20 protein-coding genes are annotated in these 26,132 nt (G+C 49.8%); 11 read left to right on the top strand and 9 right to left on the bottom strand.

The genetic code is table 11. From position 1 onward, the window contains the following. The first annotated feature begins 1 nt into the window (after position 1). From CRN95_RS11320 to CRN95_RS11310, 3 genes are read left to right on the top strand one after another with little or no spacing between them, the layout of a single operon-like run. Complete coding sequence (locus CRN95_RS11320; RefSeq protein WP_097020945.1) at positions 2 to 2,455, top strand: ribonuclease R family protein; 2,454 nt, start codon at positions 2 to 4, stop codon at positions 2,453 to 2,455. A gap of 3 nt (positions 2,456 to 2,458) precedes the next feature. Beyond that, the gene (locus tag CRN95_RS11315; RefSeq protein WP_097020944.1) at positions 2,459 to 3,370 is read left to right on the top strand and encodes a hypothetical protein; all 912 of its coding nucleotides are present in this window, start codon (positions 2,459 to 2,461) and stop codon (positions 3,368 to 3,370) included. A gap of 24 nt (positions 3,371 to 3,394) precedes the next feature. After that, positions 3,395 to 5,479 (top strand): histidine phosphatase family protein, encoded by a 2,085-nt coding sequence (locus CRN95_RS11310; protein WP_097020943.1) that lies wholly within the window; start codon positions 3,395 to 3,397, stop codon positions 5,477 to 5,479. A 6-nt stretch (positions 5,480 to 5,485) separates the two neighbouring features. Here CRN95_RS11310 and CRN95_RS11305 read toward each other — a convergent pair whose 3' ends face one another. Further along, positions 5,486 to 6,412: a hypothetical protein gene (locus CRN95_RS11305; RefSeq protein WP_097020942.1), complete on the bottom strand. Its 927-nt coding sequence runs from the start codon at positions 6,410 to 6,412 to the stop codon at positions 5,486 to 5,488. A 162-nt stretch (positions 6,413 to 6,574) separates the two neighbouring features. Between CRN95_RS11305 and sbcD the strand changes: the two genes are divergently transcribed. The 4 genes from sbcD to CRN95_RS11285 all read left to right on the top strand — a co-directional run bounded on the left by sbcD (position 6,575) and on the right by CRN95_RS11285 (position 13,358). After that, positions 6,575 to 7,837 carry an exonuclease subunit SbcD gene (gene sbcD / locus CRN95_RS11300; RefSeq protein WP_097020941.1) on the top strand — a complete coding sequence of 421 codons (1,263 nt, stop codon included), beginning with the start codon at positions 6,575 to 6,577 and terminating at the stop codon, positions 7,835 to 7,837. 2 nt (positions 7,838 to 7,839) lie between these two features. Beyond that, positions 7,840 to 10,953, top strand: a complete 3,114-nt coding sequence (locus CRN95_RS11295; RefSeq protein WP_097020940.1) for an SbcC/MukB-like Walker B domain-containing protein — start codon at positions 7,840 to 7,842, stop codon at positions 10,951 to 10,953. Positions 10,954 to 11,095: 142 nt separating this feature from the next. Beyond that, entirely contained in the window at positions 11,096 to 12,184 is a 1,089-nt protein-coding gene (locus CRN95_RS11290) for an LD-carboxypeptidase (RefSeq protein WP_235003004.1), read from the top strand. 16 nt (positions 12,185 to 12,200) lie between these two features. Beyond that, the gene (locus tag CRN95_RS11285) at positions 12,201 to 13,358 is read left to right on the top strand and encodes a glycoside hydrolase family 3 protein (protein WP_088630447.1); all 1,158 of its coding nucleotides are present in this window, start codon (positions 12,201 to 12,203) and stop codon (positions 13,356 to 13,358) included. Positions 13,359 to 13,526: 168 nt separating this feature from the next. Here the strand turns inward: CRN95_RS11285 and CRN95_RS11280 are convergent, their stop codons facing one another. From CRN95_RS11280 to rpmH, 4 genes are read right to left on the bottom strand one after another with little or no spacing between them, the layout of a single operon-like run. After that, positions 13,527 to 15,377, bottom strand: a complete 1,851-nt coding sequence (locus tag CRN95_RS11280) for a YidC/Oxa1 family insertase periplasmic-domain containing protein (protein WP_097020939.1) — start codon at positions 15,375 to 15,377, stop codon at positions 13,527 to 13,529. Next, positions 15,374 to 15,625 carry a membrane protein insertion efficiency factor YidD gene (gene yidD / locus CRN95_RS11275; protein ID WP_088630449.1) on the bottom strand — a complete coding sequence of 84 codons (252 nt, stop codon included), beginning with the start codon at positions 15,623 to 15,625 and terminating at the stop codon, positions 15,374 to 15,376. The genes CRN95_RS11280 and yidD overlap by 4 nt, the downstream gene beginning before the upstream one ends. After that, on the bottom strand, positions 15,609 to 15,947 hold the full coding sequence (locus CRN95_RS11270) for a ribonuclease P protein component (RefSeq protein WP_073423802.1): 339 nt from the start codon (positions 15,945 to 15,947) through the stop codon (positions 15,609 to 15,611). Before CRN95_RS11270 ends, yidD begins: the two co-directional genes overlap by 17 nt. A 38-nt stretch (positions 15,948 to 15,985) precedes the next feature. Then, positions 15,986 to 16,141: a 50S ribosomal protein L34 gene (rpmH, locus tag CRN95_RS11265; protein ID WP_014546417.1), complete on the bottom strand. Its 156-nt coding sequence runs from the start codon at positions 16,139 to 16,141 to the stop codon at positions 15,986 to 15,988. A gap of 342 nt (positions 16,142 to 16,483) precedes the next feature. Here rpmH and CRN95_RS11260 point away from each other — a divergent pair, with 342 nt between their 5' ends. The 4 genes from CRN95_RS11260 to CRN95_RS11245 are packed head-to-tail and all read left to right on the top strand — an operon-like array spanning position 16,484 to position 20,464. Then, the gene (locus tag CRN95_RS11260; protein ID WP_088630450.1) at positions 16,484 to 16,993 is read left to right on the top strand and encodes a DivIVA domain-containing protein; all 510 of its coding nucleotides are present in this window, start codon (positions 16,484 to 16,486) and stop codon (positions 16,991 to 16,993) included. Positions 16,994 to 16,999: 6 nt separating this feature from the next. Then, positions 17,000 to 17,224 (top strand): DUF167 domain-containing protein, encoded by a 225-nt coding sequence (locus CRN95_RS11255; protein WP_097020938.1) that lies wholly within the window; start codon positions 17,000 to 17,002, stop codon positions 17,222 to 17,224. Next, positions 17,225 to 18,796 carry a diguanylate cyclase domain-containing protein gene (locus tag CRN95_RS11250; RefSeq protein ID WP_088630452.1) on the top strand — a complete coding sequence of 524 codons (1,572 nt, stop codon included), beginning with the start codon at positions 17,225 to 17,227 and terminating at the stop codon, positions 18,794 to 18,796. Between the two features lie 6 nt (positions 18,797 to 18,802). Continuing rightward, positions 18,803 to 20,464, top strand: a complete 1,662-nt coding sequence (locus tag CRN95_RS11245; protein WP_088630453.1) for a diguanylate cyclase domain-containing protein — start codon at positions 18,803 to 18,805, stop codon at positions 20,462 to 20,464. 71 nt (positions 20,465 to 20,535) lie between these two features. Here the strand turns inward: CRN95_RS11245 and CRN95_RS11240 are convergent, their stop codons facing one another. From CRN95_RS11240 to CRN95_RS11225, 4 genes are all read right to left on the bottom strand, one after another. Next, a complete protein-coding gene (locus CRN95_RS11240; protein ID WP_235003003.1) occupies positions 20,536 to 21,411 on the bottom strand; it encodes an AraC family transcriptional regulator in 876 nt (291 codons plus the stop codon). A 188-nt stretch (positions 21,412 to 21,599) separates the two neighbouring features. Beyond that, complete coding sequence (locus CRN95_RS11235) at positions 21,600 to 22,856, bottom strand: capsule assembly Wzi family protein (protein ID WP_235003002.1); 1,257 nt, start codon at positions 22,854 to 22,856, stop codon at positions 21,600 to 21,602. A 115-nt stretch (positions 22,857 to 22,971) separates the two neighbouring features. Then, the gene (locus CRN95_RS11230) at positions 22,972 to 23,745 is read right to left on the bottom strand and encodes an outer membrane lipoprotein-sorting protein (RefSeq protein WP_088630455.1); all 774 of its coding nucleotides are present in this window, start codon (positions 23,743 to 23,745) and stop codon (positions 22,972 to 22,974) included. 9 nt (positions 23,746 to 23,754) lie between these two features. Continuing rightward, the gene (locus tag CRN95_RS11225) at positions 23,755 to 26,130 is read right to left on the bottom strand and encodes an RND family transporter (protein ID WP_088630456.1); all 2,376 of its coding nucleotides are present in this window, start codon (positions 26,128 to 26,130) and stop codon (positions 23,755 to 23,757) included. Positions 26,131 to 26,132: the final 2 nt, after the last annotated feature.

The following is a 26,132-nucleotide window of genomic DNA, read 5'->3' as shown; positions in this document are numbered from 1 at the left end:
TATGGCTAAGGAATTACCGAGCGAAGAACAAATTATTGCAATCCTTCGTGACGAACCTATGGTAGGGAGCCAGCTCCGTAGCGCTCTCGGCCTCCCCAAAAAACAGAAGATGGCTTTTAAGCAGCTCCTCGCCGACATGATCGAGCGCGGTGTTCTCAAGCGTTCTGCCCACAAGGAATACCAGCTGGGCGATGGCGAACCGCTCGAAGACAAGCGCGAAAAGCGCCGCAAGAAGCTTGCAGAGCAGGGCGTCGAAGACAACCGCCGTCCGGGCGCTCGCAGCCGCCGTCAGACCGAAAAGGATTCCGGCACACGCGTGAAGCGCGGCATTCTGCACCAGACCGGTGACGAAGACTGGCAGGTGACCGAAATCGATACCGGCAAGGTGTACGAGATGTGCCACCGCAGGCAGGCGCCGGGCAAGGAAGGCGAGACCATCAGCTTCACGCTTTATCCGCACCCAAAGCTCAAGCACAGCTACTTGGCAAAGGTGGACCGCTCTGCCGAAATCATGAACGTGACTTGGGACGAAGTCAAGACAAAGTTTATGGAAGAGAGCAATCTTCCGAAAGGCTTTAGCCCCGCTATTGAAAAGTACGTGGCCTCCATTACAGAACCGACCGAAAAGGATTTCAAGGGCCGCGTGGATTACCGCAAGCTCGACATTCTCTGCATTGACCCCGAAGGCGCCATGGACCACGACGATGCGATCAGCGTGGAACGCAAGCCGAATGGTGGATACAAGCTCGGCGTACACATCGCCGATGTGAGCTACTACGTGCCCGAAGGTTCGGACCTCGACGAGGAAGCTCTTGAAAGAAGTTATACGCAATACTTGCCGTGGACGGCAGTGCCGATGCTCCCGGAAAAGCTTTCGAGCGGCGTTTGCAGTTTACACGAAGGCGTAGACCGCTGCGCATTCACCTGCATGATCGACCTGGACAAGGACGCAAATGTTCTCGGTTGGGATTTCCACCGCAGTGTCGTGAACATCACGAAGGGCATCACGTACCAGCAGGCCGTGAAGATGATGGAAGAAGGCGACGATTCCATCAAGGCTCTCGCCGAAGTGACGGCACTCCTCAAGAGGAACCGCACCAAAGATGGCTTGCTCGAATTCCAGACAACTGAATACGGCTGCAAGTTTGACGAGAACGGTGAACCGGTCAAGATTTTCCCGCGCGAACACGACGATTCCAATTCTTGGGTCGAAGAGTGCATGCTCATCGCGAACAACTGCTGCGCGAAAGAACTCAAGCAGCGCAAGCTGCAAGGCATTTACCGTATCCATGAAGCTCCGGACACGAAGGACATCATGGAACTCTATTACATGTACCCGGACCTGTTCAAGGACGCTCCGGTGATGTTGCGTGACTTGGGCAAGCCGCGCAGTGGCGATACGAACTTGAACCCGGTTGCTTTCAAGCTTTACGAGCACTTGGTCAAGCGCGCTGCTGGCGACGAGACTCTCACAAACCGCATTTTGCGCAGTATGCAGAAGGCGCATTACGATTCCAACAGCTTCGGGCATTTCGCCTTGAACTGGCAGGATTACAGCCACTTCACTTCGCCGATCCGCCGTTATGCCGACCTCTGGTGCCATCGTGAACTCGCCCGCAAGGGTAAGGAAATCGACGCCGAACGCGTGAACAGCGTGATTGAAGTCTGCGATTTGATTTCGGCAAACGAAATCAAGAACATGAAGGTGGAACGCATCTCCATCAAGGTGTGCAGCTGCTGGATTTTGAAGAGCCGCATTGGCGACAGCTTCGAAGCAAACGTAACAGGCATCGAAGAATGGGGTATCTACGTTTCCATCGACGATCCGATTGCCGAAGGTCTTGTGCGCTACCGCGATATCGCAGGCGACGACTTCTATGTGTTCAACCCGGATCAGGGTCTTGCATTTGGCAAGCGTAGCGGCCGCACCTTCCGCCGTGGCGACAAGGTGATGGTTCAACTCCTCAGAGTTGACCCATTGCGCGGTCAGGCAGACTTCAGCATCACCGAAAAGCTGAGCCCAGAACCGAAGAAGCGCCGTACCCGCGAAGATACCGAACGCGACATTCGCAATTTCAATGAACGTGCAGACCGCGCTGCGGCCGCCGAAGCACTCGGCTATGTGAGCCAGCCGGACGAAGACGACGATTACGAACCGGAATACGTTTCTCGCGGTCGCCGTGGACGTCGCGATTTCGACGGTCCGATTTTTGAACGCACCGGTCGCGATTCTCGTGAACGTGGCGGTTTCCGCAAGGGCCGTGACGAATTCGATGAAGGTCGCCGTTCCGACAAGCGTGGGAAACACGGTTCTGAAAAGCGCAGCGGTCGCGACTCCCGTGAATTCGGCGAAGGATTCCATGTAGCCAGCGAACCACGCGAAGCAAGGCGTGGCCGCAGATCTAGTGAAAAAGGTCGCGGACGCAGCAGCCGCGGAGGCCGCAGAGGAAGATAGTTGATGGACGCATGCAATAAAGTCGCCCTCTATGCCAGTTACCAAACCGGGGAAGACCTCCCCGGCTATGTCCGCTTTGCGCTCAAGCATCTCGCCGAGACCGACTTCAAGGTCGTCCTCCTCACGAATCGCCGAACGCTTTCGAACGATACCTACGATTTTTTGAAGGAAAACCACATCGAGCTTTTCCTCACTGAAAATCGCGGATTTGACTTTGGCATGTGGCGGCGTTATTTGCAACTGCAAGCGAACCGCACCGACGCAGCCGGCAACTACGTTCCCGGCGTCATCACGCGCGATGTGGAGCGCCTGCTGCTCATCAACGATTCCATCGTCTATTACAAGAACAAGTTCAAGGAATTCTTTGAACGCGCCGAACAAAGCAATGCCGACGTCGTTTCGCTCACAAGCAATGACGAAATTGCGCCGCATCTGCAATCGTTCTTCTTGTACATGAAACCCGCCGCACTCGGCGTGTTCTTCTTGCACATTTTCGAGACTCCCGAGCAGACCGAATTCTACGATGTCACGCGAAAGCTCGAAGTCGGCTTGAGCGAAAAATTCACCGAAGCCGAAGTCATCATGGAATCTCTCTACCACACGGAACGCCCCGTATTCTTCGCATACGACGAGCTCATCCAACAAGGCGCCGGTTTCGTGAAGCGCAAGCTTCTGGAACGCCGTTTCAACTACGAAGAAAAGAAACACTTCGTACGCCACCACGCCTACGATGCGCTCAACAAGGACTACACCGCACTCATTCTAGAAGCCGGGCTAGACGCCGATTTTGACGAGAGTTGGCTCCCGAAAAGCAACGAGACTAAAGTCGAGCGCATCAAGGACTTTATTTGGGAAAAAGGTTTCCAGCTCGTCGGCTTCCCCGCTAAACGCTTGATTGACAAGCTGAAGAAATAGGAATATCAACAAAGCAGGAGAAAAATGACAAAATTCAATTTAACAACGATTGGTTTTGCCGCTTTGTTGGCAACAGGATGTGGTTCTGACGAAAATCCGACAAACAGTTCAAAAGAAAACATTCCTAGCACGCCCGCTTCAGCTTTCGATTCCTTGATTGTCCAAAGCGCAGCCAATTTGCCCGCTTGCGATGCAGGCCGTGAAGGTCGTGCTTTCTTTGTGCAGAACGAGAACTTGCCGCGTCTTTGCGTAAAAGGCATATGGCGCAGTGCTGCAGACACCACAGATTTTAGCATCACATGCAGCGACGGATTTCTGCATGCGGTAAACAAAGTTACGTCACTGCCAAACGGTACAATCATCGGCAGCCCAGACACCGTCTTTATCGAAGGATTCATTTCTCCGATGACCGGTATTGCACAAAAAGGGCCGTTCGTCTTTGGCACAAGCGTTACCGTCACCGAAGCAAGCAAGGATTTCAACACCGAGACTTATCAAAAAGCGGAAGGCTGCATTTTCACCAACGACGGGCGCTACACCTTTAACGACGTCCATTCGAATTCCAACTGCGTGAAAATCAGAGCGACCGGTTTTTATCGCAACGAAGTGACAGGCAGAATTTCGAACAACCCCATCACACTTGCCGCAAAGACATGCTCGCCCGCACATGCGAACGTGAACATTCTCACGCACATTACCATCCCGCGTATCGAGCAGCTCACGATGAACCACATCGACTTTGTCGAAGCCAAAGCGCAGGCGGAGCGCGAAGCATTTGCCGCATTCGGGATTGACACGGTCATGCTTTATTCGCAGCCGTACTTCACCGACGGACGCACAGACAAGCCCGTTGCCGAAGATCTTGACATGTTCGGGAATAGCGAATACAGTGCCGCACTGTTTGCCATCTCCGCCATGATTCAAGGCGAGCGCAGCGAGAACGACATGATGAATCTCGCAAACAATCTCGCCGAAGACCTCAAGGGCGATGGCATCTGGAACGACCAGAACTGGAAAATTCAAATTGCCGACTGGATCGTAGGCTTGGATACAATCTGGAAATACAACGACATCCGCAATAACGTTTCATCATGGGGCATGGGCATTCCGAATTTCGAACGCTACATGCGCGCGTTCATCCCCATCGCTTACGGATTCGGGCCATGTACTGATGCAAACGCAGGGCAGGTCACGTACGTCAATCAAGGTCAAAGCGCACTATTCGCAAACGACTACGAGCACGCGGACCATTCAACCGTGCGATTCATTTGCGACGCCAATACCAAGGAATGGCGCATTGCGCAACCCATCGAAAAAGACACCGCAGGATTCGGCCCCGGCGAATACAACAAGGAAGTCCGCGAAGGTCGTGTGAACCACGACAACTTTTACATCTTCGAAACCGCCACAAACGCCTGGCGACTTGCCACCCCGCAAGAAGCCGACGGATTTACGGACCTCGTTGAAGTTTACGCAAACCTCAAGCCCAACGAAATAGCCGTCTTCATAATCCGCCATAGCGAGCGCACCGGAGACACAAGCCCCACAGGCCACTTGACCGACAATGGTATAATTTACGCCAACAACTTAGGCAAACGCCTTGCAATGGTCGCCAAGGAAGATTTTTACTACGGCTACTCCGGTTACACACGCACGCAAGAGACCTGCGAAGAAATTGCAAAGGGCAAAGGCCAACTAAATTATACGCTCAACATTCTCCCGTACATGGACGGAGCCTGGTACGTGATGGACGCCGACAAAGTTAGCGAATACACGACATCGGTTGGCGGTGGTTGGGATTTGTATTCCAGATACGCATTCGCAGGAGAATTCCAGGACGCATTTTACGATCTAAGCATCCGCAGTGAACAGTTGCTCAAAGACAACATTCTTGCAAATCTCCCTGCGATGAAGCGCGTCAGCATTATGTGTACACACGACTTTTTGGTCGTGCCTCTCCTCGCCTACGTGACCGAAGGGCATGCCAACGTGCGCTACCACGAAAAAGGCCGCTGGGTCAATTACATGGGCGGTGTTGCCATGATCATTGCACCAGACGGCTCTATTCGTTATGTTCCCGTAAAAGGTCTTGAATCGGGAACGATGTAATCTATTTTAGATTTTCCACATCACGCCAAACGAAGGCACAATGCTGAAGTAGCCAACGCCATCATCATGGATGTTTTCGGTACGGGTGTAATCATCCTTTGTGTATCTCACAGCAGATTCAGCATCGGTATAAGCCACCCAGCGGCCACCAACACTTGCAAAGAGGCCCACGCTTTCATTCAGGGCGAACCTAGCCATCACATCGCCACCAAGGGTAAGGGAAGAGAACGATTCAAGATAATCGCGATCAACATTCCCAAGTTCGCTATGCTTCATCTTCTTGGATTCCGTTATAAAATTCGCATATTCAAATCCGACAACGGCGAATCCAGAAAGCAGGAGCTTTTCACTGTTCACGAAACTATAACCTGCACCAACTTCGAAAGTGCTGAACGAACCGACCTGCCAGCCCTTCGACGGATAAAACGGAATTTTCTTTGCAGTCGCAATACCCGCCGAGATAGAAGCCTTCGGGGTAAAACCGCAACGGCAAACACCTACATAGGTGGCGCTAACTTCGTAATTAATAAAATTGATCTTTTTGCCACCAGCCTTATAGCTTTCAAACGGAACCGTAAGGCTTACGCCGACAAACTTGCTCCATTTGGAGGTATCGGCCTCGGCAACCTTAGCGGTGTCTTCAACTTGAGCCACTTCAGCAACCGGAGCGGCCACCGGTTCTGCAGCTTTCACCGTATCGACCTTAGCCGTTTCTACAGCGGGAGCAGCCACTTTAGCCGTATCGGCAACTGGAGCAGCAGCATTTGCAGCTTCTGCAGCAGGAGCAGCAACAGGCGTTTCAGCCGGAGCTACAGTCTGAACACTATCCGTATTGGCAACAGGTGCCGGAGCAGCAGCCGGAGCAACAGCAGCTTCTTGAGCAAACAGAGCTGAGCAACAAATAGCAGCCGCACAGAAAATCATCTTTTTCATAAAGGTTCCCCTGGAAATTTTTAAAGATTTATCAGCTTGTATTACCTAGTATTAGCTAGTAACGGCAAGTAAAATAGTTTTTTTAGGGACTTTTGTCATTTTGTGCCAAAAAATCGATAGTATATTTGGAGCTCAGAGATGACATCAAAATAAAGGGTAAAGATGAAGCTAATCCACACGGCAGACTGGCATTTAGGCAATTCCATGCACGATATTGACAGGCTCGAAGAAACAAAGCAGTTTCTAAGCTGGCTCAAAGGACGCATTGAAGAATTCGGCGCAGAATGCCTTGTGGTTGCAGGCGACATTTTCGACACGACAAACCCGTCCGTCGAAGCGAGGCGCCAGTATTTCCGATTCCTGGCATCGCTTTTAGATACATGTTGCAAGAACATCGTGCTCGTTGGCGGCAACCACGACTCTGGAGCCATGCTAGATGCACCACGAGATTTGCTTGACGCGCTCAACATCCAGATGGTCGGTTCACTTGGCGATCGCCCTATCGATGAACTTGTCAAGGAATTAAAGGACGATTCAAACAACGTGATTGGAATTAGCGTTGCCGTCCCGTACGTGCGCGAGCAGGAGTTGCGCCGTTTTAAAATCGAAGGTGATGACAATTTTGTCCAAAGCACGTATAAAGGATTATATCAAGCCGTGTACGAAGCCGCAGAGAAATTGCGCAACGGCCGACAAATTCCAATGATAGCCACAGGGCACTTGTACGCCTCCAACTTAGAAGGCCGCCCCGAAAACGACAACGGCAGCGATGCCAAGGGGCACGGCATGCGCGACATCGTCGGGAACTTGGGGACTGTCCCCGCGTCATCATTTCCGGAAGGATTTGACTACGTCGCGCTCGGGCATATTCATTACAGTACCAAAGTTGCAGGGAATCCGAAAATCCGCTATTCCGGTTCGCCATTCATCCTCGGCTTTGACGAAGCCGAAAGAGCGCACCACATTTTGGCGATTGACTTGCAGAAAGGCGTGGAACCTTCTGTACAAAAAATCGAGACGCCACAATACTACAGTTTCAAGCGCATTTCGGGATCGATCGAAAGCATCACAGCCCAACTCAAGCAATTGCGGAAAGAGGCCTCCCCCAAGCCGTTAATGATCGAAATCGAGTACGATTACACTCCAGGCGTAAACATCCACGAAGCGCTCTTGCCTGTACTCGAAAAAGCACCGTTTGAAGTCGTAAGCTGGAAAGTCAACCGCAATAACGCTCTTGGCGCCAACAGTTTCTCGGACGAGACACTCGAATCCGTTGACGTGCTTGACGATGAAGAAATTTTCAGGCGCCTCCTGATGAGCAAAATCGGCATCACAGAAATGAACGACGACATCAAGAAAGATTTCGAAAACTACCTCCCGCTTTTTAGGCAAGTGGTTGAAGAAGTGAAAAGCGAGGAGGCATAACCATGAAGATCCTAAAAGTCGAATTTGAAAATATCAATAGCCTCGCCGGTGAATGGTGCATAGACTTTACCGACCCTTCATACAAGGAACTGGACCATAGCCTTTTCGTCATTAGCGGAAAAACGGGCATGGGAAAGACTAGCATTCTCGATGCCATCACGCTTGCCATTTATGGAGCCACCCCTCGCCAGGAATTAATTTACAATGGCGGCAACGGCAATGCCGTCATGACTTCGGATAAAGGCACATGTTACGCACGAGTCACTTACAGTTGCAAAAAAGGGACTTTCGTATCGGAATGGAGCCAGCGCAGAGCCCGCGACAAGGCCGACGGGAAATTGCAAAATGCGCAGGGTACAATATACGCCATCGACAATCCGCACCATTACATCTTTAACGGAAATACCGGTGCAAAAGGAGAACTGGGCAAGGCAAATGCAGAGCTCATTCAACTCGACTATTCCCAATTTTGCCGTTCGATAATGCTTGCACAAGGGGAATTCAGCAAGTTCCTGACAAGTAACGAAAGAGAACGCGCCGACATTCTCGAAAAGCTGAACGGGACGGAAAGATACCGCCGCATCGGCCAAAAAGTTGGCGAGCACAGAAGCCTCGCGAACCGCGCAAAAGAAACCGCACAGACGGCATTCAACACCTTGAGCGAAGCACTCCCCAAGGCCGAAGAAATTGCAATTGACGAAACTTTGCTTAAAGATCTCGCCGACAAGCAAAAGAACCTTGCTATCCAAAAATCAGATTTCGAAGCGAGAATCAACTGGCGGAATTCACTGAACAGCAGCCAAGATCGCTTGAACAAAGCCGAAGCAGAACTATCAAAGGCAAGTTCAAACAAGTCTAGCTTTGCGGAAAAAGAAACGCAACTTGCTCAAGCGGAAAAAGCTAGGGAATGCGTATCGCTCTACACGGAGCTGCAAGGTTTACGCGCCCGCAAAAGCGCCGATGAATCCGCACTTGTCAAACTGCAGGGTGAATTCAAGACATCGACAGAAGCATTGAGCCTTATTCGCGAGAAAAAAGCAACACTCGAAAAGGCCAAAAACGATGCAGAACAATTTATCGTTGAAAGCGAACCTCTCTGGAACGAGATTCGCAAGCTCGACGAGAACTTGAAAAACGCAGCAGGAATCAAATCAACGGCGGAAAGCCGCAAGAACCGCGCCGCCCAAGAACTCACCAAAGCAGAATCTGGCTTAAAAAAAGTCCAAGCAGAAATCCTCACTCTTGAGCCCAAAGTAACAGGCCTCAAAGAAATCCAGGACAATAACGCCAAGGATGCAGAACTGCGCGGGATTGTACCGCAAAGCGAGAATCTTGTCTCCACAATTCGAAAGCAACTTAAGGACATCAGCGATGCCGTAAATGCGAAAGTTGCCGCCGAAAAAGACTTCACAAAAGCGGACGACAAGTTAAAGGCCGCCACCAAGCGCAAGCAGGAACTTTTCGAGGAACAGCAGAAGCTGTTTGAAAACGATATTTTGGTACTCGCCGACATCATCCAGAAGCACCTCGTTGAAGGCGCCCCGTGCCCGGTCTGTGGTTCCAAAGAACACCCTGCCTGCAACCAACAAGCAGGAAGCATTTCCATTGATGAGTCTAGCGCCTCGAGCGTTGCCGATAAAATCCGCGATTTGAATCTTCGATTGCAAAAAGCAGACGCGTTCATGGCACAATGCGAAATCGACAAGAACCGTGCAACGACTGCCCAAAACGCAGCCATCGAAAGCATTGATGCATTGAACCATCAAAAGAACGAAACCGCAGAACAAATTGCAGCTCTGTGGAAGCCATGGGCCGAATTCAATATTGAAACCGCAACTGCAATTCTAAACGATTTAAAGCAGAGACAGCAACAATTCGAGACGCGCCAAGCCGAACTAGACGATTTGTCTAGCAAGCTCGCCATAGCACGCAACAATGCGACCATTTTCGAAGACGCTGTCAAGCAAGCCAAAGAAAATCTCGCATCCGAATCTAGCGCCTTTGACAAAGCGGGCGACGAGTTTGAACAAATTCAGAAAACGCGAGCAAGTAAATTCGGCGACAAGAACGTAGAAACCGAAGCCAGCACGGCTGCATCCAAAAAGAACGAAGCGACGGCCGCATACACCAAAGCGGACAATGAGTTCCGCAACGCCGAAAACCATTGCATCGATTTGGAATCCAGAATCAAGTCTACGAGCGAAAGTATTGCAGCAACCGCAGAAAAAATCGTCAACGCCTCTGCAAATTTCACAAGCGCCATCACGTCCAAAGGCTTTACCGACGAGGCAGCCTATCTTGCAGCCTCCATGCCAGAAGTGGAATTTTCACAGTTGCAATTGCAAAAGAAATCTATTGACGAAGCATTAGCCTCTGCAACACGATTGCGAGAAGAAGCTATTGATGCCATCGAGAAGATAAAGTCTGAACGTTCCGACGACATTCCGCTCCAGGATTTACTCGATCAAAAGAAGGCCGTCGAAGATGAACTGAATGCGCTCCAGCAAAAATCAGGCGCCGCACAAGAAAGAGTCAACCGTTATAAAATGAACTTGGCAAAACTGCAGGAACTCGAAAAAGACCTGAACGAAAAGAAGGCCGAAGCAGCCCGCTGGGATGCTATGGGCGACTGGTTCGGTGTCAAGGACGGCAGCGACTTTGCCACATTCGTTCAGGGGCTCACTTTCAAGTCGCTCCTCAAGCTTGCCAACAGGCACCTGCAAATCGTCAAGGACCGTTTCAGGCTCGTTGCCAAAGGAAACCTGGGCTTCGAAGTGGACGATGCTGAATTCGACACACCGCGCGGAATTTCCAATCTCTCGGGTGGTGAAAAATTCCTGATTAGTCTTTCGCTTGCGCTCGGAATTGCAGACTTTGCCAGCAGAAACGTCCGCGTCGAATCACTCTTCATGGACGAAGGTTTTGGAACGCTCGACGACGTGACCTTGGAAGACGTGATGAACTGTCTGAGAAGCCAGCAGCGCGAAGGAAAAATGCTCGGCATCATCACGCACGTTGAATCGGTCGTGAACAGCATCAATCAAAAAATTGTACTTGAAGCGGCACAACACGGTCATAGTATCATCAAAGGACCTGGCGTTAGCCAAAAACGTTAAAATATGTATATTATACCCTGAACATTTTTTTAGGGTTTATCCAGTGGGGAGCTTTATGGATATCAAAAATATGTCGTCCTGCAGTTTCAGGTTTCCTAGCCTGTCTAAAACGATAGGAATAACAGCTGTATTATGTTTATCTATGACACTTGCAGGCTGCAGTGACGGCAATTCTTATATTGCACCGGAAGAATCAAACAACACCCCCCTCGCCGAAAATACCGCCCCCACCTTCCTCAAAAAAGGAGACAAAGTCGCACTACTTTCCCCCGCTTACACGACAACAGAAGATGTTGTCCAAACGACCGCAGACATCCTCAAGGACTGGGGCTATAAACCGGTCATCGGCAAAAGCGTAGGTAAGGTTGAAGCAGGCAAATATGCAGGCACGGCAGAAGATCGTGCCAAAGACTTTGAAGAAGCGCTCAAGGACACAAGCATCAAGGCGATTCTTTGCAACCGCGGTGGTTACGGGACCATCCAGCTTGTCGATTTGATTGATCCGAAGCTTGTAAAAAAGAACCCCAAATGGGTTATCGGCTATAGCGATGTGACCACGCTACATGCCATGCAAACAAAAGCAGGCGTCATGAGCATCCACGGCACCATGAGTTCCAGCATGGCTAAAAGCGAAGGAAAGGACATCAACAGCACGCTCCTACGCGATTTGCTCAAAGGCGAAGTCCCGACATACAAAGTACCAAAACACAAGTACAACCAGAAAGGCAAAGCCGAGGGTATTCTTGTTGGTGGCAACATGGCGACATTCGTACCGCTCATTGGCGCTAGCGATATCGATGTTTTCAGGAATGACGGCATCATCCTCTTTATGGAAGAAATCGGCGAGAACCTGCGCAACATCGACCGCATGTTCAATTCCATTCAACTTCACGGCGTGATGGAAAACGTGAAAGGCGTTATCCTTGGCGAATTTGTGGATTCGGGAACAGACCTTGATTACGAAAGCACCGAAGCCATGCTCTCCCAATATTTGAAAGAGTACAACATTCCCGTGATGTGCGGATTCCCGGCCGGGCACGACGATATAAACGTGCCGATTGTAATGGGCGCCAAGGTGAACATGGAAGTAACGGACAAGGGTGCAACACTATCCTTCAACATCAAGGGCAAAGAGAAGAACGTCGAGACAGACAAACTCACAGCAATAACGAAACTTTCGAAAGCATTGCTGAAAATGTTTGCCGGCAAGACGTTTAATGTTGAAGAATAAGTCTTGAGGGTATTTTATGTTTTACAGGAAACATGTTATTTCGAGCGTCATTGGGTGTGCAGCGACCGCACTATTTCTAGCAGCGTGCGGGAACGATTATTCGAGCGAGCCCTCGGCAGAAGATTCCGCCATCCAGAAGATGTCCCTCCGCGAGAAGGTCGGGCAGATGTTCTTTGTGCGCCCCGAAGCGCTAGATACAAGCATCCATTGGAACGAATACGCTGAGCTCCCCGATTACAAGCTCCAAAAAGTCAACAAGACCATGCGTGCGGTCAACAAGGACTACCCCATTGGCGGCATGATTCTTTACGCACATAACATTGTCGATGAGACCCAGCTTGGGAAATTCATCGATGAAATCAGGGAACTCAACGGTTCACCGCTCCTTGCGATTGACGAAGAAGGCGGTCGCGTGGCGCGTATTGCAAATAATGAAAATTTCGATGTTCCCAAATACGAAAGCATGGCCGCTATCGCAGAATCCAGCGATCCGGATGACGCTTACGAGGCAGCATTCACCATCGGAAGCTACGTCAAGAAATACGGATTCGATATTGACTACGCGCCAGTCGCCGACGTAAACACGAATCCAGACAACATCGTCATCGGCCCACGCGCTTTTTCGGACGATCCAAAGACTGCTGCAAAATTTGTAGTGAGCTACCTGAACGGTCTAGAATCCGCAGGCGTTATCGGCACGCTCAAGCACTTTCCGGGACATGGCGACGTGAGTACAGATACGCATTATGGCTACGCCTCGACCGACAAGACCTGGGACGAAATGCTCAAATGCGAAATGATCCCGTTCAAGGCAGGCATCAAGGCTGGCGCCCAGATGATTATGACCGCCCACATTGCCGCCCCGAATGTTTCAGGCGACGATTTGCCAGCAACGCTTTCGTCAGTGATTCTGCAAGACAAGCTCCGCGGAGAGCTCGGTTTTGACGGTGTTATCGTGACTGACGCGATGGACATGGGAGCCATCACCAAGCAGTTCAGCAACACCGAAGCCGCGATCAAGTCAATTCAAGCTGGCGTTGACGTGGTGCTTTGTTCCAGAGAATTCACGCAAGTATTTGACGCCGTTGTTAAAGCGGTCGAAAAAGGCAAAATCAAGGAATCGCGGATAGACGAAAGCGTCAAGCGAATCTTGAAGCTTAAGAAGAGCAAATAAGGGTGATGCACGCTTCCTTCGACTGTGCTCAGGACAGGCTCTGGCGGGAATGACATACAATACAAAAAGAAGCCGTAGATGCGGCTTCTTTTTTGCTTAATGACGAGAGGGAGATTCCCGCTCGGAGGCGGGAATGACAAATGCGCGGGAAAGCCCGCGCATTTTCAATTACTTCACGATTTCAGCGTCCTTGACGTTCTTGCCCTTGAGCTTGGAAGAAGCGGCGGGCTTGTTGCCGTTAACCGGCGGGAACTTGCTGTAGATGTACTTGTACTGAGCAATGCTCCAGATGTTACCGATAATCCAGTAGAGCACGAGACCAGACGGCATCACGGCGCTGAACAAGAGCATCATGGCAGGCATCATCCACACCATCATCTTCTGCTGGGCAGGATCCATGCCGGCGTTGGAGCTCATCGTCACCTTGGTCTGGAAATAGGTCGTTGCCACCATGAGCCACGGGAGGATGGCAAGGCCAGACGGCATGATGATAGGAATGCTGATACCGTTCCAGACAACGTCACTGCGGCTGAGGTCAGAGATCCAGAGGAAAGCCGGAGCGCCACGGAGTTCGATTGCACGGCCAAGCACAAAGAAGAGGCCCATGAAAATCGGCATCTGGATGAGCATCGGGAGGCAGCCACCCGTGCAGCTTGCGAGCGGGTTGATGTCGTTCTTGCTGTAGAGTTCCATCATAGCGGCCTGCTTCTTCTGCGGGTCGGTACGGTACTTCACGTTGATTTCATCGAGCTGCGGCTTGAGAGCGGCCATGCCACGCGTAGACTTGATCTGCTTCACGGTGAACGGAGTCGTGATACCGCGAACGATGAGCGTCACAAGGATAATAGCAATACCGTAGTTCGGAATGATGCTGTAGAAGAGGTTCAAGAGCTTGAGGAGCATCTTGCAAATCCAGACGAACCAGACGTCTGCACCGCACCAGCTCCAACCACTCACGATAATCTTTTCGTAGTCCTTGTCGAGAGCAGAGAGTTCATCCCACTTGAGCGGGAGAATCATCAAGTCGTAGCTGAGGGACTGAGCACCGCGGAAATCGTCGGCAATCGTAAGCTTGTACGTACCCGGATCGACTTCGCTATCTTCGACCTTCATCGGCTTTGTCTTGAGCACAGCCGGAACAGCTTCGTCGAACTGGACCGTCATGGCCACGTACTTGCGACGCAGCCCTGCCCAAATGACCTTGCCTTCAGTTGCGTTGAAAGAAGCCTGTTCGCGCGGCATTTCGCGTTCCACAGAATAGCGGTCATTGAAGACGACTTCGCTGAAGTAGTAGGTGCCACCACCGCCGATGCCCATGATGCCCTTGGACTTCGGAATATCTTCAGTTTCCTTGAGGCCGCCCTTCCATGCGAGTTCGTAAGCATTCGGTTGGAAGCCGATAAACTTGTTTTCTTGACGGACTGCCGGGCCTTCCTTGGTGAAACCGTAAGAACGGATGACCTGGTTGCCGTTTGCGTCCTGGAATGCGAACTGGACCTTTGCGCTGTCGGTCACGACAATCTTTGCAGGCGCGTTGCCGAGTTCGAACATCGCTTCGCTCAAGTCTGCGTTGTCGAGCTTCAAGTCAAAGGCGCCAAGCGTCGTATCCTGGATGAGTTCCGGGAACTTGCCGGTAGAATCCGGAAGAGCCTTCACGATAACACTCTTGACCTTAGCACCCTTGTTGGTGAGGGTCATGATGAACTTGTCAGTTTCGACCGTCACGGAGCGTTCTGCAATTTCAGCCTTCGGGGCGACCGGAGCAGCGCTATCGTTTGCCACAGCCGTAGCGGCAGCGTTTTCAGAACCACCGAGAACCGGTGCAGCCTTGATTTCAGGCGTCTTGCTCGGAATCACGAGCGACTTTGCAGAATCTGCAGCGACCTGCTTTTCGGTTTTAGCCTTAGCCTGTGCGGCACGGGCAGCGGCCTGCGCCTCGGCGTTAGCGTTATTGACAGCCATCCACCAAATCACGATAACCGCGATAAGGATGGAACCAATGAGTGTATTCTTGTTCATTTTTTATCCTTAGGGGGCGGAACCGGGTCATAGCCGCCCTTGCAGAAGGGGTTGCATCTTAAGACTCTAAAAACCGCAAGATAGAAACCTTTGATGGGCCCGTGGAGGCGTAAAGCTTCAATTGCGTAGTTTGAACACGTAGGCTGGAATCTACAGACCCCATGAAAAAAATAGGGGTGTACCAGTTGGTATAGACGGATGGGGGCAATCAAAGCCGCCACCAGAGCATTTTTAAGCTTCTGCCACATCCGGTTGCTTGTCCCATTCCATCTTGTGGAAAATTTTCTGGGCGGATTCACGGAAACGTTCAGAGGACATTTCCTTGGAATTGTCGCTCACGATAATCATTGCCCAGACGGGCTTTTTGATATTCGGGACAATACCATAAAACAGTGGACGTAGGATCCTACGGCACTTATTGCGATACACGGCATTTCCGTTCTTCTTCTTGGCTAAGAAGCAGAAACGACAAAAACCGTCCGGAGCTTCAATCCATCGCATGCTAAAAGCAGGTGCGCGGAGGAACTTTCCTTGGACGGCTACTTGCCGGTAAGCGGGCTGATTGGGCAGCCGATAAGAACGCAGAGTGGCTATAAGCCAGCCCCGACTTACTTCTTATAGATTTCGTCGCTAACGGTGAGGACCTTACGGCCCTTAGCACGGCGACGGCTCAAGACAGCACGACCCCAACGGTCTTCCATACGGGCCATAAAACCGTGCTTGTTAACGCGCTTACGATTGTGAGGCTGGAATGTTCTTTTCATGATAAAAACCTTTCTATGAAAACAGAATTTTTTTGAGACTCAAATTTAGTAAAATGTCGGTATTTATCAAGGGGTTACAACCGACCTAAAGGGTAATTTTTCACCCTTAACGGGACTCAAACAAAAAGCGTTCAACGAAAACACAGCGTATTAACAAGATGTAAACAGATATTTTTAAAGAGCGATGCATGTCATTCCCGCCTTGAGCGGGAATCTCCATTCCATATTGTCAAAAGGAGATGCCCCGTCAGGCGGGGCATGACAGCGCACAAGGCATGACAACATGCATCCTTTTTATATCTTTTACTTATATAATAGATTATAGCGTAAAAGCAGGATTTTATGGAACTCACTCCGCTTGATATCAGAAACCAGACATTTCATAAAAAATCTTTTAAGGGGTACGATCCGGAAGAGGTGAAGGCTTTTCTGGAAACCACGGCGACCGCGTTTGAAAACATGTTCCGCGACCGCACAAACCTGACCGAGCGCCTGAAAGTTGCCGAAGAACGCGTGAACTACTACCGCCAAATCGAAAAGACGATCCAGGACGCCGTTGTGACGATGCAGCGCACGATTAACGAGGTGAAGGCATCCGCCGAAAAGGAAGCGGAAATCATCATCGCCGAAGCAAAGGCACGCGCCATGCGCGAAGTCGAAAGCATCAAGCGCGAAAGCGAAAACCTCCGCACCGAAATCGAACAGCTCCGCCAGCTTCGCACAAACTACTTTATCCGTTGCCGAGCCCTCATCCATAGCCAGGACGAGCTCCTCTCCGCTATGGAAAACGACCAGCAGAGAGAATTCGAAGCGCCGGCTGCGATACAGAACGACGGCATCGCTCTCACTTAATGCGCCATGAGAATCAACATCAAGGTCCACGCGCGCAGCAAGCGCGAGAGCGTCACGCCACAGCCTGACGGAAGCTACAAAGTCGAAGTCAAGGCCCCGCCGGTCGACGGCGCCGCAAACGAAGCCATTTGTGAACTGATTGCCGATTACTTTCACGTCCACAAGCGCGATGTTTCAGTCGTCATGGGGTCAACAAACAATAAAAAGGTCATCGAAATTTTGGGGAAATAGATGAGACGCCAGTTTAGAGCAACGATACAGACAAAAGTACTGACATTCGCACTTTCGGGTCTAGTCCTTTGCGTACTTGCTCTAGGCGGCCTTTGTTTGTATACCACAAATAAAGTTACGCACGACAACACCGAGCGCAATCTCCACAACCTCACCAATACCGAGACCATTAAAATCAACAACCGCCTCAAGAACGTTGAGCAATACGTCAATACGCTAGAAATTGCGATTAGCGGAATGCTGGACAGTCTCGGGCAATTGACTGACGAAAAACAGCTCGACGAATTCACAGAAAAGAGCCGGGAACTCATCAGGCTCACCATCGGCAATACCGAAAAAGCAGTAGCGGTCTACTTGCGATTCAATCCGGAATTGACTCCGCCGACTTCCGGCATTTTCATGGCGAAAACGGCGAGAGACAACGAGCTCAAGTTTACAGAGCCCACAGACTTTTCGAAATACGATCCAAGCGATATCGAGCATGTCGGCTGGTATTACACACCGATCAAGACGAAAAAGCCGACTTGGATGATGCCCTACCTGAACAAGAACATCTCTGTCTACATGATTTCGTATGTCATTCCGTTGTTCAAATTCGATACGGAAATAGGAGTTGTCGGCGTAGACATTGACTTCGATTACCTCACCCGGGAAATCGCCTCGATCCGGCTTTTCGACAACGATTATGCTTTCCTCGCCGACAAGAACGGCAACATTCTCTTCCACCCCAGCATTCCTAAGGGCCATCCATTTACATTACCAGAAAACAGTTTGTTCATTCATAACAAACTCGAAAACGGGATGGACTTGACATTTGTAATCCCCAAGGAATCCATAACCGCAGACCGAAATAAACTTATTCAGAATCTTATTCTCATCACGATGCTGATTTTAGTGGTCTACATTTTAGCATCGCTCATATTTGCAAATTCGATTACAAGATCGCTCAAGCAACTCACCGACTACGCCAACAGACTCATCGATGGCAAAATGGGTATCGAACTCAACATCAAACGGAATGATGAAATCGGCGATTTGGCGACAAGCTTTGTCAAGGCCAAGATGCGTCTCGCCGAGACGATGGGTCACATCAAGGGGCTTGCGTTCAGGGACCCGATCACAAGCGTACGCAACCGCAATTCATTTGACCATTACATTGGCGAATTCAGCATCAGAGTTTCTACAGGAGATATCAAATCTTACGGGATTCTCGTCGCAAGAGTCGACAACCTTTTCAAAATCAAGAATAAGTTCGGAAATTCCAAGGCCATCGCATTGTTACAGGTTGCAAGCAAACTCATTTGTACCACATTCGATCATAGCCCTGTATTCAGAATCAACGAAGATGAATTCATCGTGGTGCTCATGAATAGCGATTTAAAGAATTGCAACGGGCTTCTGGAAAAACTGGAAGAAGGCGTAAAGAGCTCCGCTCAAGCAGAAAATCCTTGGGAATGCGTCAAGCTCGCTGTCGGCATTGCCATTTGCAAAGATTCAAAATCTTCGTCGCTATCCGAGCTGCTTTCTAGCGCCGAAAACAACATGTTGAAAAATCGAAACGATATTGAGTAGGTGACCATGAGATTTTCGATTCAATCAAAAATTTTAATTCTGTCGTTATCGACCACGCTCATCGGAACGCTTTCACTCGGCGTTCTTAGTACGTTGTTCATCAGCCGGACCACCCAGCGCAACTCCATGCAGTACATGAAGGACCAGGCGAACAACGAAGCCGCCAAGCTGAACTACCTGTTCGAATCCCATGAAAAATACACGATGGCAGCCGCCGCGGGAATTTATTCGCAAATCAAGGACGACTCTACCTTTTTGACGGATCCACAAAATTTATCCAGGAACATTGATGGCATTAGGGAACGCCTCAAATCCACCATTTACAACCTTTCAAATACCAAAAGCGTATTCGTCGTATTTAATCCAGACATCACACACTCTAGCGAAGGCGTTTACCTCGTTCGAAATACAGCAGACGGATTGTTCGAAAATCACGCTACGACAAACATCAAGCAGTTCAGCCCTTCTGACGTAGAACATGTAGGATGGTACTATAAGCCCATTATGACCGGGAGCCCGGTCTGGCTTCCGCCTTATTACAACAAGAACATCAACGCATACATTATTTCTTACGTTATCCCAATGTTCCTGGACAACAAGGAAATTGGCGTCACCGGCATCGATATCGATTTTGACCAAATGACAAAACAGCTTTCACAGGTGCACTTTATGCAAAGCGGTTTTGCATTTTTGGAAGACGCAGAAGGGACCGTCGTTTACCATCCGACCCTCCCCAACGGTCTAACATTCAAGCCAGAAGAAGACCAAGTCAAGATTTTCATCCCGCTCATCAACGGCATGACTCTTGTGACAATCGCGCCGGTTCTAGAAATTAATGCCCAGAGAGACAGGCACCTCAAACAAAGCATCATCTTTATTTTACTCCTCCTTGCATTCACGACCGCCATCACGATTTTCTTCTCGAGAAGCATTACAAAGCCGCTCAAGGAGCTCACTAAAGAAGCCAAGAAGATGATTACGGGCGATATGAATGCAGAATTCAACATTCGCCAGAACGACGAAATTGGAGAACTTGCCAAGAGCTTTGCCGCAGCGAAATTCCACATCAGCCAGCACATGAAGCAGATGCAGGGGCTTGCATTCCAGGATTCACTTACCGGCGTACGCAACAAGATGGCATACGACAATTACCGTGCCAAGCTCAGCGACCGCATTGAAAGCGGCGAAGTAAAATCGTACGGGATTGCCATTTTCGACACGAACAACCTCAAGGAAATCAACGATACGTACGGTCACGAAAACGGGAATGCCTACCTTATAAATTCTTGCAAGTTGATTTGCCAAATTTTCACACACAGCCCCGTCTTTAGAATTGGCGGTGACGAATTCCTAGTCGTCCTTACCGGCAGGGATTTAGACAACCACCACGAGCTTATGAGCCAGCTTAAAGAAAGCATGGACTTGACCAAGAAAGCATCGTTCCCATGGAAGCAAATTTCGATTGCATGCGGTCTTGCAATAGCATCTTACGCCAAGGCAACGACAATCGCAGACACGTTCAACAAGGCAGACAAGAACATGTACATCAACAAGCGCGAAATCAAAATCGCAGAACACAGACCGCTTAGCCGCGATGAAGAAATGCACGAAGAGAAACACGCCGCAAACGAAGCCCAGGAACCGGGAACAACTGACGAAAACGCATAACGAGATGCGCTAGCAAAACGCTGCGAGTGTTGCGAGATGCGTCGCAAAATATGCGCAAGAAGCGCCGCAGACTAGATCTTGTTTTTGTATTCCTTAGGCGAGCAGCCAGTGTATTCCTTGAACGCTTGCGCAAACTTGCTGGAGTTTGTATAGCCCACACGGCTTGCGACTTCGGCGACATTGAATTTGCCATCTAGCAAGAGCTGGGTGGCTTTTTTCATGCGGTACGTTTTGAGGTACGAATAAATGGAATCACCGTACGCCAGCTTGAAATACTTTTTCATTTGCGTCGGGCTCATTTCAATTTGCTTGGAGAGCTGTTCGAGCGTCAAATGCTCTTCGACATTTTCGCGGAGGATTTCGCGCAGGAGTTCCATTTTACCTTTATAAGCGCTCGGGATTTGCGCAGCGGTCTCATACTTGGCTTCGGAATCAAGGCGGCTCAAGAAGAGGATGAGTTCAAGCACCTTGATTTTAAAATACGGCAAACGGATGTTTTTCGGGAGCCTGTAGAGTTCCGAGAAAATGTGGCTCACGTGCTCGCTAGACGGAAGCTTTAACGGGAGTGTAAGCGGCTGGATTTTTTCGATAAGGGCCGCAAAGTCAACACCGACCGCCTTGAACATGTTCATGAGTTCGCACTGGCAGCGTTCCATAGAAAACACGACTGAAATCCCGTGATAGCAATGCACCGGGAATTTAAACGTCTTGCTTGCCGGCATATTGTCGAGCAAAACGAGGCCATTCTCTTCCATGGATTTCGGCATGGATTCCGAATTCAGCCATTCTGCGCTGCCGTTATGGCAATGGAGCACAATCAAGTTCTTGCCTTGATTCTCAAAATTGAAGGTAAATTCCTTGAGATGGAAATTGCTGTAGAAGACTTGCAGCCCAGGCAATACGTTATATGTTAGAAGGTGTCCCGTCCCCGTTTTATTTTGTAACATATAATGGGAAAAGAAATCTGTATTCTGAATCAAAATCAGATTTTTATCGGGTACGGGTTTAATCATAATATCACTCTCAAAAAATTAGACCAGACCAAGTATTTTAGTTCAAACCAATTTAATTAGATTAAACTAACTTAGTCTAGCCTAAATTTAGGCAATTTTATTTAAAACGGCAAGTGACTCAACTAAAAGAAATACTTACCTTTTACCCATATTTGCGTATTTTTCTTGTAAGTTTTAAACGTACCGCGCCTTCCGCCAAGCCAATCGCCGCCTAACGAAATCGTTATTTGGTCATTCAGGAGGTAATCTGCCGCCGGACGCACATAGAAACCGACATTATCGACATCGAACATCCCGTAAACAGAAAGTTTAAGCGTATTGTTCAGGACTTCCTTAGAGATACGAGCCGTAAGCATAGAGGTATTCTGTTCCATGCCAAGCACGCTCTGGTAATCCATGATAATCTTATGCATGTACTGGAACATGAAAGTCCAGTTATCGCCAGCATACCAGTCAACACCGAGCAAACCGTTGAAAGTCTTTCGCAACCAGTAATCGCGAGAATTTTTCAAGGCAATGGGCTCGCCAAAGTACGCCGCCACCTCGCCACGAATCACAATTTCGCCCACCGGGATGGAGACATCGCCACCGACAACATTCATCGGCTCGTAGATGCCCTTAATCACGGCAGATTTCGTTTCCGGATCGAAGCTCGCAATCGTGACAGGCGACTTGTTGAAAGTTCGTAACGCGGTAAGCGAGAAGTCGAGATTTTCAAGGAAGAATCGCAAGCGGCCGCCCACTTCGCTGTTCTTGAGGCGCTTTTCGGGAGTACCGCTCAAATCCATGCTCGTATTCGCAGGTAACGGCATGGTCCACGGATTGTCTTCACCCGAGGGCATCACGAAATACTCCGGAACCGGCACAAAGACGAGTTCGGCGGAGAAGCTTTCGCCAGGATACTTGAGGTTGATGGCATTCACAGGCACGCGAATGTCGTCGTAATCGTTCGCCATGAATTCCGTGTAGTCCATGGGCGAAATCAAGTCCGTAATGCGGAGCCCATCGGCAACGCCCCACGTGATAATTTGACGACCCGCCTTGACTTCAAGGTATTTGCCGGCGTAGTCGAAATACGCTTCACGAAGGAACGCTCCCGACTGGTCTTTGATGAGGCTGTTGTACGCGAGATTGACACTCGAGAAAAGCGAAGCCTCGCCGTAATTCGCACGCATTTCAAGACGGAGACGCGTCCGCGAAGACATGATCTTATGCGGATGTTCCACCTGCAACGCGTGATACGAATCCACAAAGCCGTTCAGTTGCAGAGAAAGCTCGTCTTCCTGGGCGTGTGCGGATAAGGCGAACGCTGCAGACAACGCCAATGAAATCATAGATTGCTTCGTCACTTTGTTCCTCGCAATGACGTGTTTTATCATTTTTCCTCCTTAAAGGGAGATGCCCGCGCAATGGCGGGCATGACATTCAAGACTTAACTGGATCCTTCGTCCCTACGGTCCTCAGGATGACGTAGAATGCGTCTCCCCCTAATTATTACAACCCACGTTCCAACTTGTTCACAGAGAAGATCTTGGAATCGAGCTGGATGTTGTATTTCGGATCGAGGAAGAGGAGTTCCGTGGAGTGTCCCGTCTGCACGTTCTTCATTTCCATCTTGCCGACAGTCCAGAAACCGTCAACCTTCTTGATGTCCGAAGAAACCATCTGGCGATGGAGCTTGCCGAGCTTGTCGTAGAATTCGACCTTGGCGACGACATCGCAATCCTTGCGGATCCAGACGAGTTTCTTGGAGAAGATTTCGCCTTCCTTCTTGGGAGTCGATTCGACGACGTAGTAATCGAAACCGTCTGCCGATTCTTCGCGCAAGAGCTTGTGCGTATCTTCATCGACATTGCGCTTACCGATATCATCGTACGTGAAATCGGAACCCATGAAGTAATCAGTTTTGGAACTCTTTCCGCTGATGCGGCGGGTCTTCTTCAAAGCCGGGAGATAGAGCCACTTGTCGTCTTCCTTGTTGACGTCATCGTAGTTCACGGTCAAGAAACCCGTGCCTTTCACGTCGTTCGGGTAAAGGAAGAACATGATGGTCTTGGTATCTTCGCCCACGTCCATTGCATACGAAGTAATCTTGCGGACACGGGTGTTACCGCTCTTATTCACGAGCTTCATTTCCATCGAGGAAGAACGCGTGTCGCCATCCGGGCGGTTCTTGACCTTGACCATAATGTCACGGGCATTCGTCTGAGCCATAGACATTGCACTGAGAGCGATAACGAGCGTCGCAGCAATTTTTGAAATTTTCATAATATCCTCCTATTTTCCGAAAATTTTAAACTTCTTGATTAAAAGCGGTGTCACGAACAGGTCGGCAAGTAAAGCCGAGACAAGGCCCACAAACACCACAAAGCCAAAATTGAACATCTGCGTTGCCTGCGAAGTCGTAAAGCCCGCAAATGTCGCCACCATGATAATCGTCGTCATCACAAGAGCCGGGCCCGCAGCGCGGAACACCTTGAGAATGGAATCCGTGTAGTTCTTGCTACGGTCAAATTCCACATGACCGTGGTTGATGAAGTGGATCGTATCGTCCACGGAAAGGCCGATAATCATCGGGATAAGCGTTGCCGTCATCATGTCGAGCGGGATGTTGCTAAAGCCAAGATAGCCGCCCACGAAAATACCCGGAGCGATGTTCGGAATCATGCCAATGAGACCCGTACGAACGCTGCCGAAGACAATCATCAAGAGCACCGCAACAATCACGACAGAGATGAGGAAGGACGTCATCTGACCTACTTCCAAATACTGCTGCATAGCGGTAAACTGCGGCAAGTTACCCACAGCCGTCACCTTCGCATTCGGATAAAGTTCACGAGCGAAGTTCTGCAAATCTTCGATTTCCTTCTGGAGTTCGTTGGAGTTGTAGCTAGAGATTTCGACCATCAAGCGGAGCTTCTTGTAATCGTAATCCATCCAGTAGCTTGCTTCGGAACCACCGGCATTTTCGTACAGGAGCAAGAGCTGGGCCACCTGTTCTTCCGTTTCCGGGATAGCGTACATTTCCTGGCGGTTTTCATTCAAGGTGCGGTCCAAATCCTTCAGGATGTCGAGAATGGAAGTGGAACGTTTTGTCAGCGGATACTTTTGAGCGTGATCCTGCAGCTGTTCCAACTTCTTGAGATTATCGACTTCCTTAGCCTTGTCATTTTCGCCAAAGTCAATCACCAAGTCGTAAGAGTAGAAGCTACCGATTTCAGATTCGGCAACGTAAAGCATCTTGTTCACGTATTCGACCTTGCGGCCCATCGTGCGTTCCACGTCAAACGCGGGTTCCATCTTGGTGACGCCATAAATCGAAATTGCGGTAATCACAGCAAAAATAATGGCAATCGGCTTTCCGTGAGTCAGAACAAACTGACCAAGATTATTGAGGATGAGGCCCATACGCGTATCGCCCTTTTCGAGCACCTTGGCGTTCGGCTTTTTATCCTTGCCAAAGCTCAGGAGAATCGGCGAAACTGTAAGAGCCACAAGGAGAATGAAGCCAACAGCGATAGAAGAGAGGATGCCCACGGAGCGGATAGGCTTAAGCATCACCGACAGGAACGACAGAAGTGCCACAATCGTTGTGAGTCCCGAGAACAGCACTGACCAGCCGGTTTCTTTCATGGCGTAAAGCACAGATTCCTTGCGCTTACCCGTGAGCATCATATTCTTGCGGAAGAAAGAATGGATATGAATGTTATACGCAATGGAGACGGCAAACGCCAAGATGACAGGCACCATGATGTTGGTCGCATCCATATAAAGACCGAGATAGCCGACCAAGCCAAAAGTCATGATGACGCCCGCAAACGTGGTAATCAGCGGAGAAACGATTCCGCGGAGAGAGCGCGTCACGAGGAACATCACGATGATGGAGCAGAGAATCGTAATGAGGAAAATACGGCTCATTTCTTCGCCGATGTACTTGAGTTTCTGATGGCTCAAGTAAGGCATACCCGTTGCAAGAGGGTGCAGCGGAGCGTACTTTTCCTTGGCGATGATTTCAGAGGTTTCGCGGCCCGTCTTCATGTCCGGAGCTTCAGCTTTAACGCCCTTCGCTTCGCCTTCAGCCTTCCACACAGAATCTTCCGGGAACGGACGGAGCTTCACGTTAATAAAGGCCTGCTTGCGGTCCTTAGAGATGAGCTTTTTTGCAAGTTCCGGCTTTGCGGCGAGGCGCTTTTCAATTTCGGCAAGGCCCGCTTCATCTGTCGGGATTTCTTCCGGCACGATCTGCACGATTTCCATGCCTTCATCCGTGCCGAGCATGTATTCCAAATCGACAATCGATGTTGCCTTACCGTCAGAATACGAGAGGCTATCGCGCAATTCGTTCGAAAGCTCGCGCAAAAGCTTCAAGTTTTCCGGCGTTAAAACAGACTGTTCCGTTTCGACCATCACGCCTACGAAATAGTCATTGCCGAACGTTTCCTTGAACTTGTCCGTTTCGACAAGCATCGGGTCGCCTTCAATAAAGTAGCTATCCCATGATGCTTCGACGTAAATTTTTTTCATGCCCACGATAGAAATCGCAAGCAAGGCTATAAACGAAACAAGAAGCAAGGCCCTGTGCGAAATCAGGAACCTTGCGAAGTTTTCAAATTTTTCGTTCACCTTTTCGATATTTATTCGAATACGTGACATCT

Source organism: Fibrobacter sp. UWB16, assembly GCF_900215325.1.
GTDB lineage: Bacteria > Fibrobacterota > Fibrobacteria > Fibrobacterales > Fibrobacteraceae > Fibrobacter.
Note: the sequence above shows the minus strand (reverse complement) of the source record. Positions and strands in the feature narration are given on the sequence as shown.

Bases quoted from the DNA above. Each gene is read 5' to 3' on its own strand.
- CRN95_RS11255 (WP_097020938.1), top strand. From the start codon at position 17,000: ATGAGAATCAACATCAAGGTCCACGCGCGCAGCAAGCGCGAGAGCGTC.
- CRN95_RS11235 (WP_235003002.1), bottom strand. From the start codon at position 22,856: ATGATAAAACACGTCATTGCGAGGAACAAAGTGACGAAGCAATCTATG.
- CRN95_RS11290 (WP_235003004.1), top strand. From the start codon at position 11,096: ATGACACTTGCAGGCTGCAGTGACGGCAATTCTTATATTGCACCGGAA.
- CRN95_RS11320 (WP_097020945.1), top strand. From the start codon at position 2: ATGGCTAAGGAATTACCGAGCGAAGAACAAATTATTGCAATCCTTCGT.
- CRN95_RS11225 (WP_088630456.1), bottom strand. From the start codon at position 26,130: ATGTCACGTATTCGAATAAATATCGAAAAGGTGAACGAAAAATTTGAA.
- CRN95_RS11305 (WP_097020942.1), bottom strand. From the start codon at position 6,412: ATGAAAAAGATGATTTTCTGTGCGGCTGCTATTTGTTGCTCAGCTCTG.
- CRN95_RS11280 (WP_097020939.1), bottom strand. From the start codon at position 15,377: ATGAACAAGAATACACTCATTGGTTCCATCCTTATCGCGGTTATCGTG.
- rpmH (WP_014546417.1), bottom strand. From the start codon at position 16,141: ATGAAAAGAACATTCCAGCCTCACAATCGTAAGCGCGTTAACAAGCAC.
- yidD (WP_088630449.1), bottom strand. From the start codon at position 15,625: ATGTGGCAGAAGCTTAAAAATGCTCTGGTGGCGGCTTTGATTGCCCCC.
- CRN95_RS11315 (WP_097020944.1), top strand. From the start codon at position 2,459: ATGGACGCATGCAATAAAGTCGCCCTCTATGCCAGTTACCAAACCGGG.
- CRN95_RS11285 (WP_088630447.1), top strand. From the start codon at position 12,201: ATGTTTTACAGGAAACATGTTATTTCGAGCGTCATTGGGTGTGCAGCG.
- CRN95_RS11230 (WP_088630455.1), bottom strand. From the start codon at position 23,745: ATGAAAATTTCAAAAATTGCTGCGACGCTCGTTATCGCTCTCAGTGCA.
- CRN95_RS11260 (WP_088630450.1), top strand. From the start codon at position 16,484: ATGGAACTCACTCCGCTTGATATCAGAAACCAGACATTTCATAAAAAA.
- sbcD (WP_097020941.1), top strand. From the start codon at position 6,575: ATGAAGCTAATCCACACGGCAGACTGGCATTTAGGCAATTCCATGCAC.
- CRN95_RS11295 (WP_097020940.1), top strand. From the start codon at position 7,840: ATGAAGATCCTAAAAGTCGAATTTGAAAATATCAATAGCCTCGCCGGT.
- CRN95_RS11245 (WP_088630453.1), top strand. From the start codon at position 18,803: ATGAGATTTTCGATTCAATCAAAAATTTTAATTCTGTCGTTATCGACC.
- CRN95_RS11240 (WP_235003003.1), bottom strand. From the start codon at position 21,411: ATGTTACAAAATAAAACGGGGACGGGACACCTTCTAACATATAACGTA.
- CRN95_RS11250 (WP_088630452.1), top strand. From the start codon at position 17,225: ATGAGACGCCAGTTTAGAGCAACGATACAGACAAAAGTACTGACATTC.
- CRN95_RS11310 (WP_097020943.1), top strand. From the start codon at position 3,395: ATGACAAAATTCAATTTAACAACGATTGGTTTTGCCGCTTTGTTGGCA.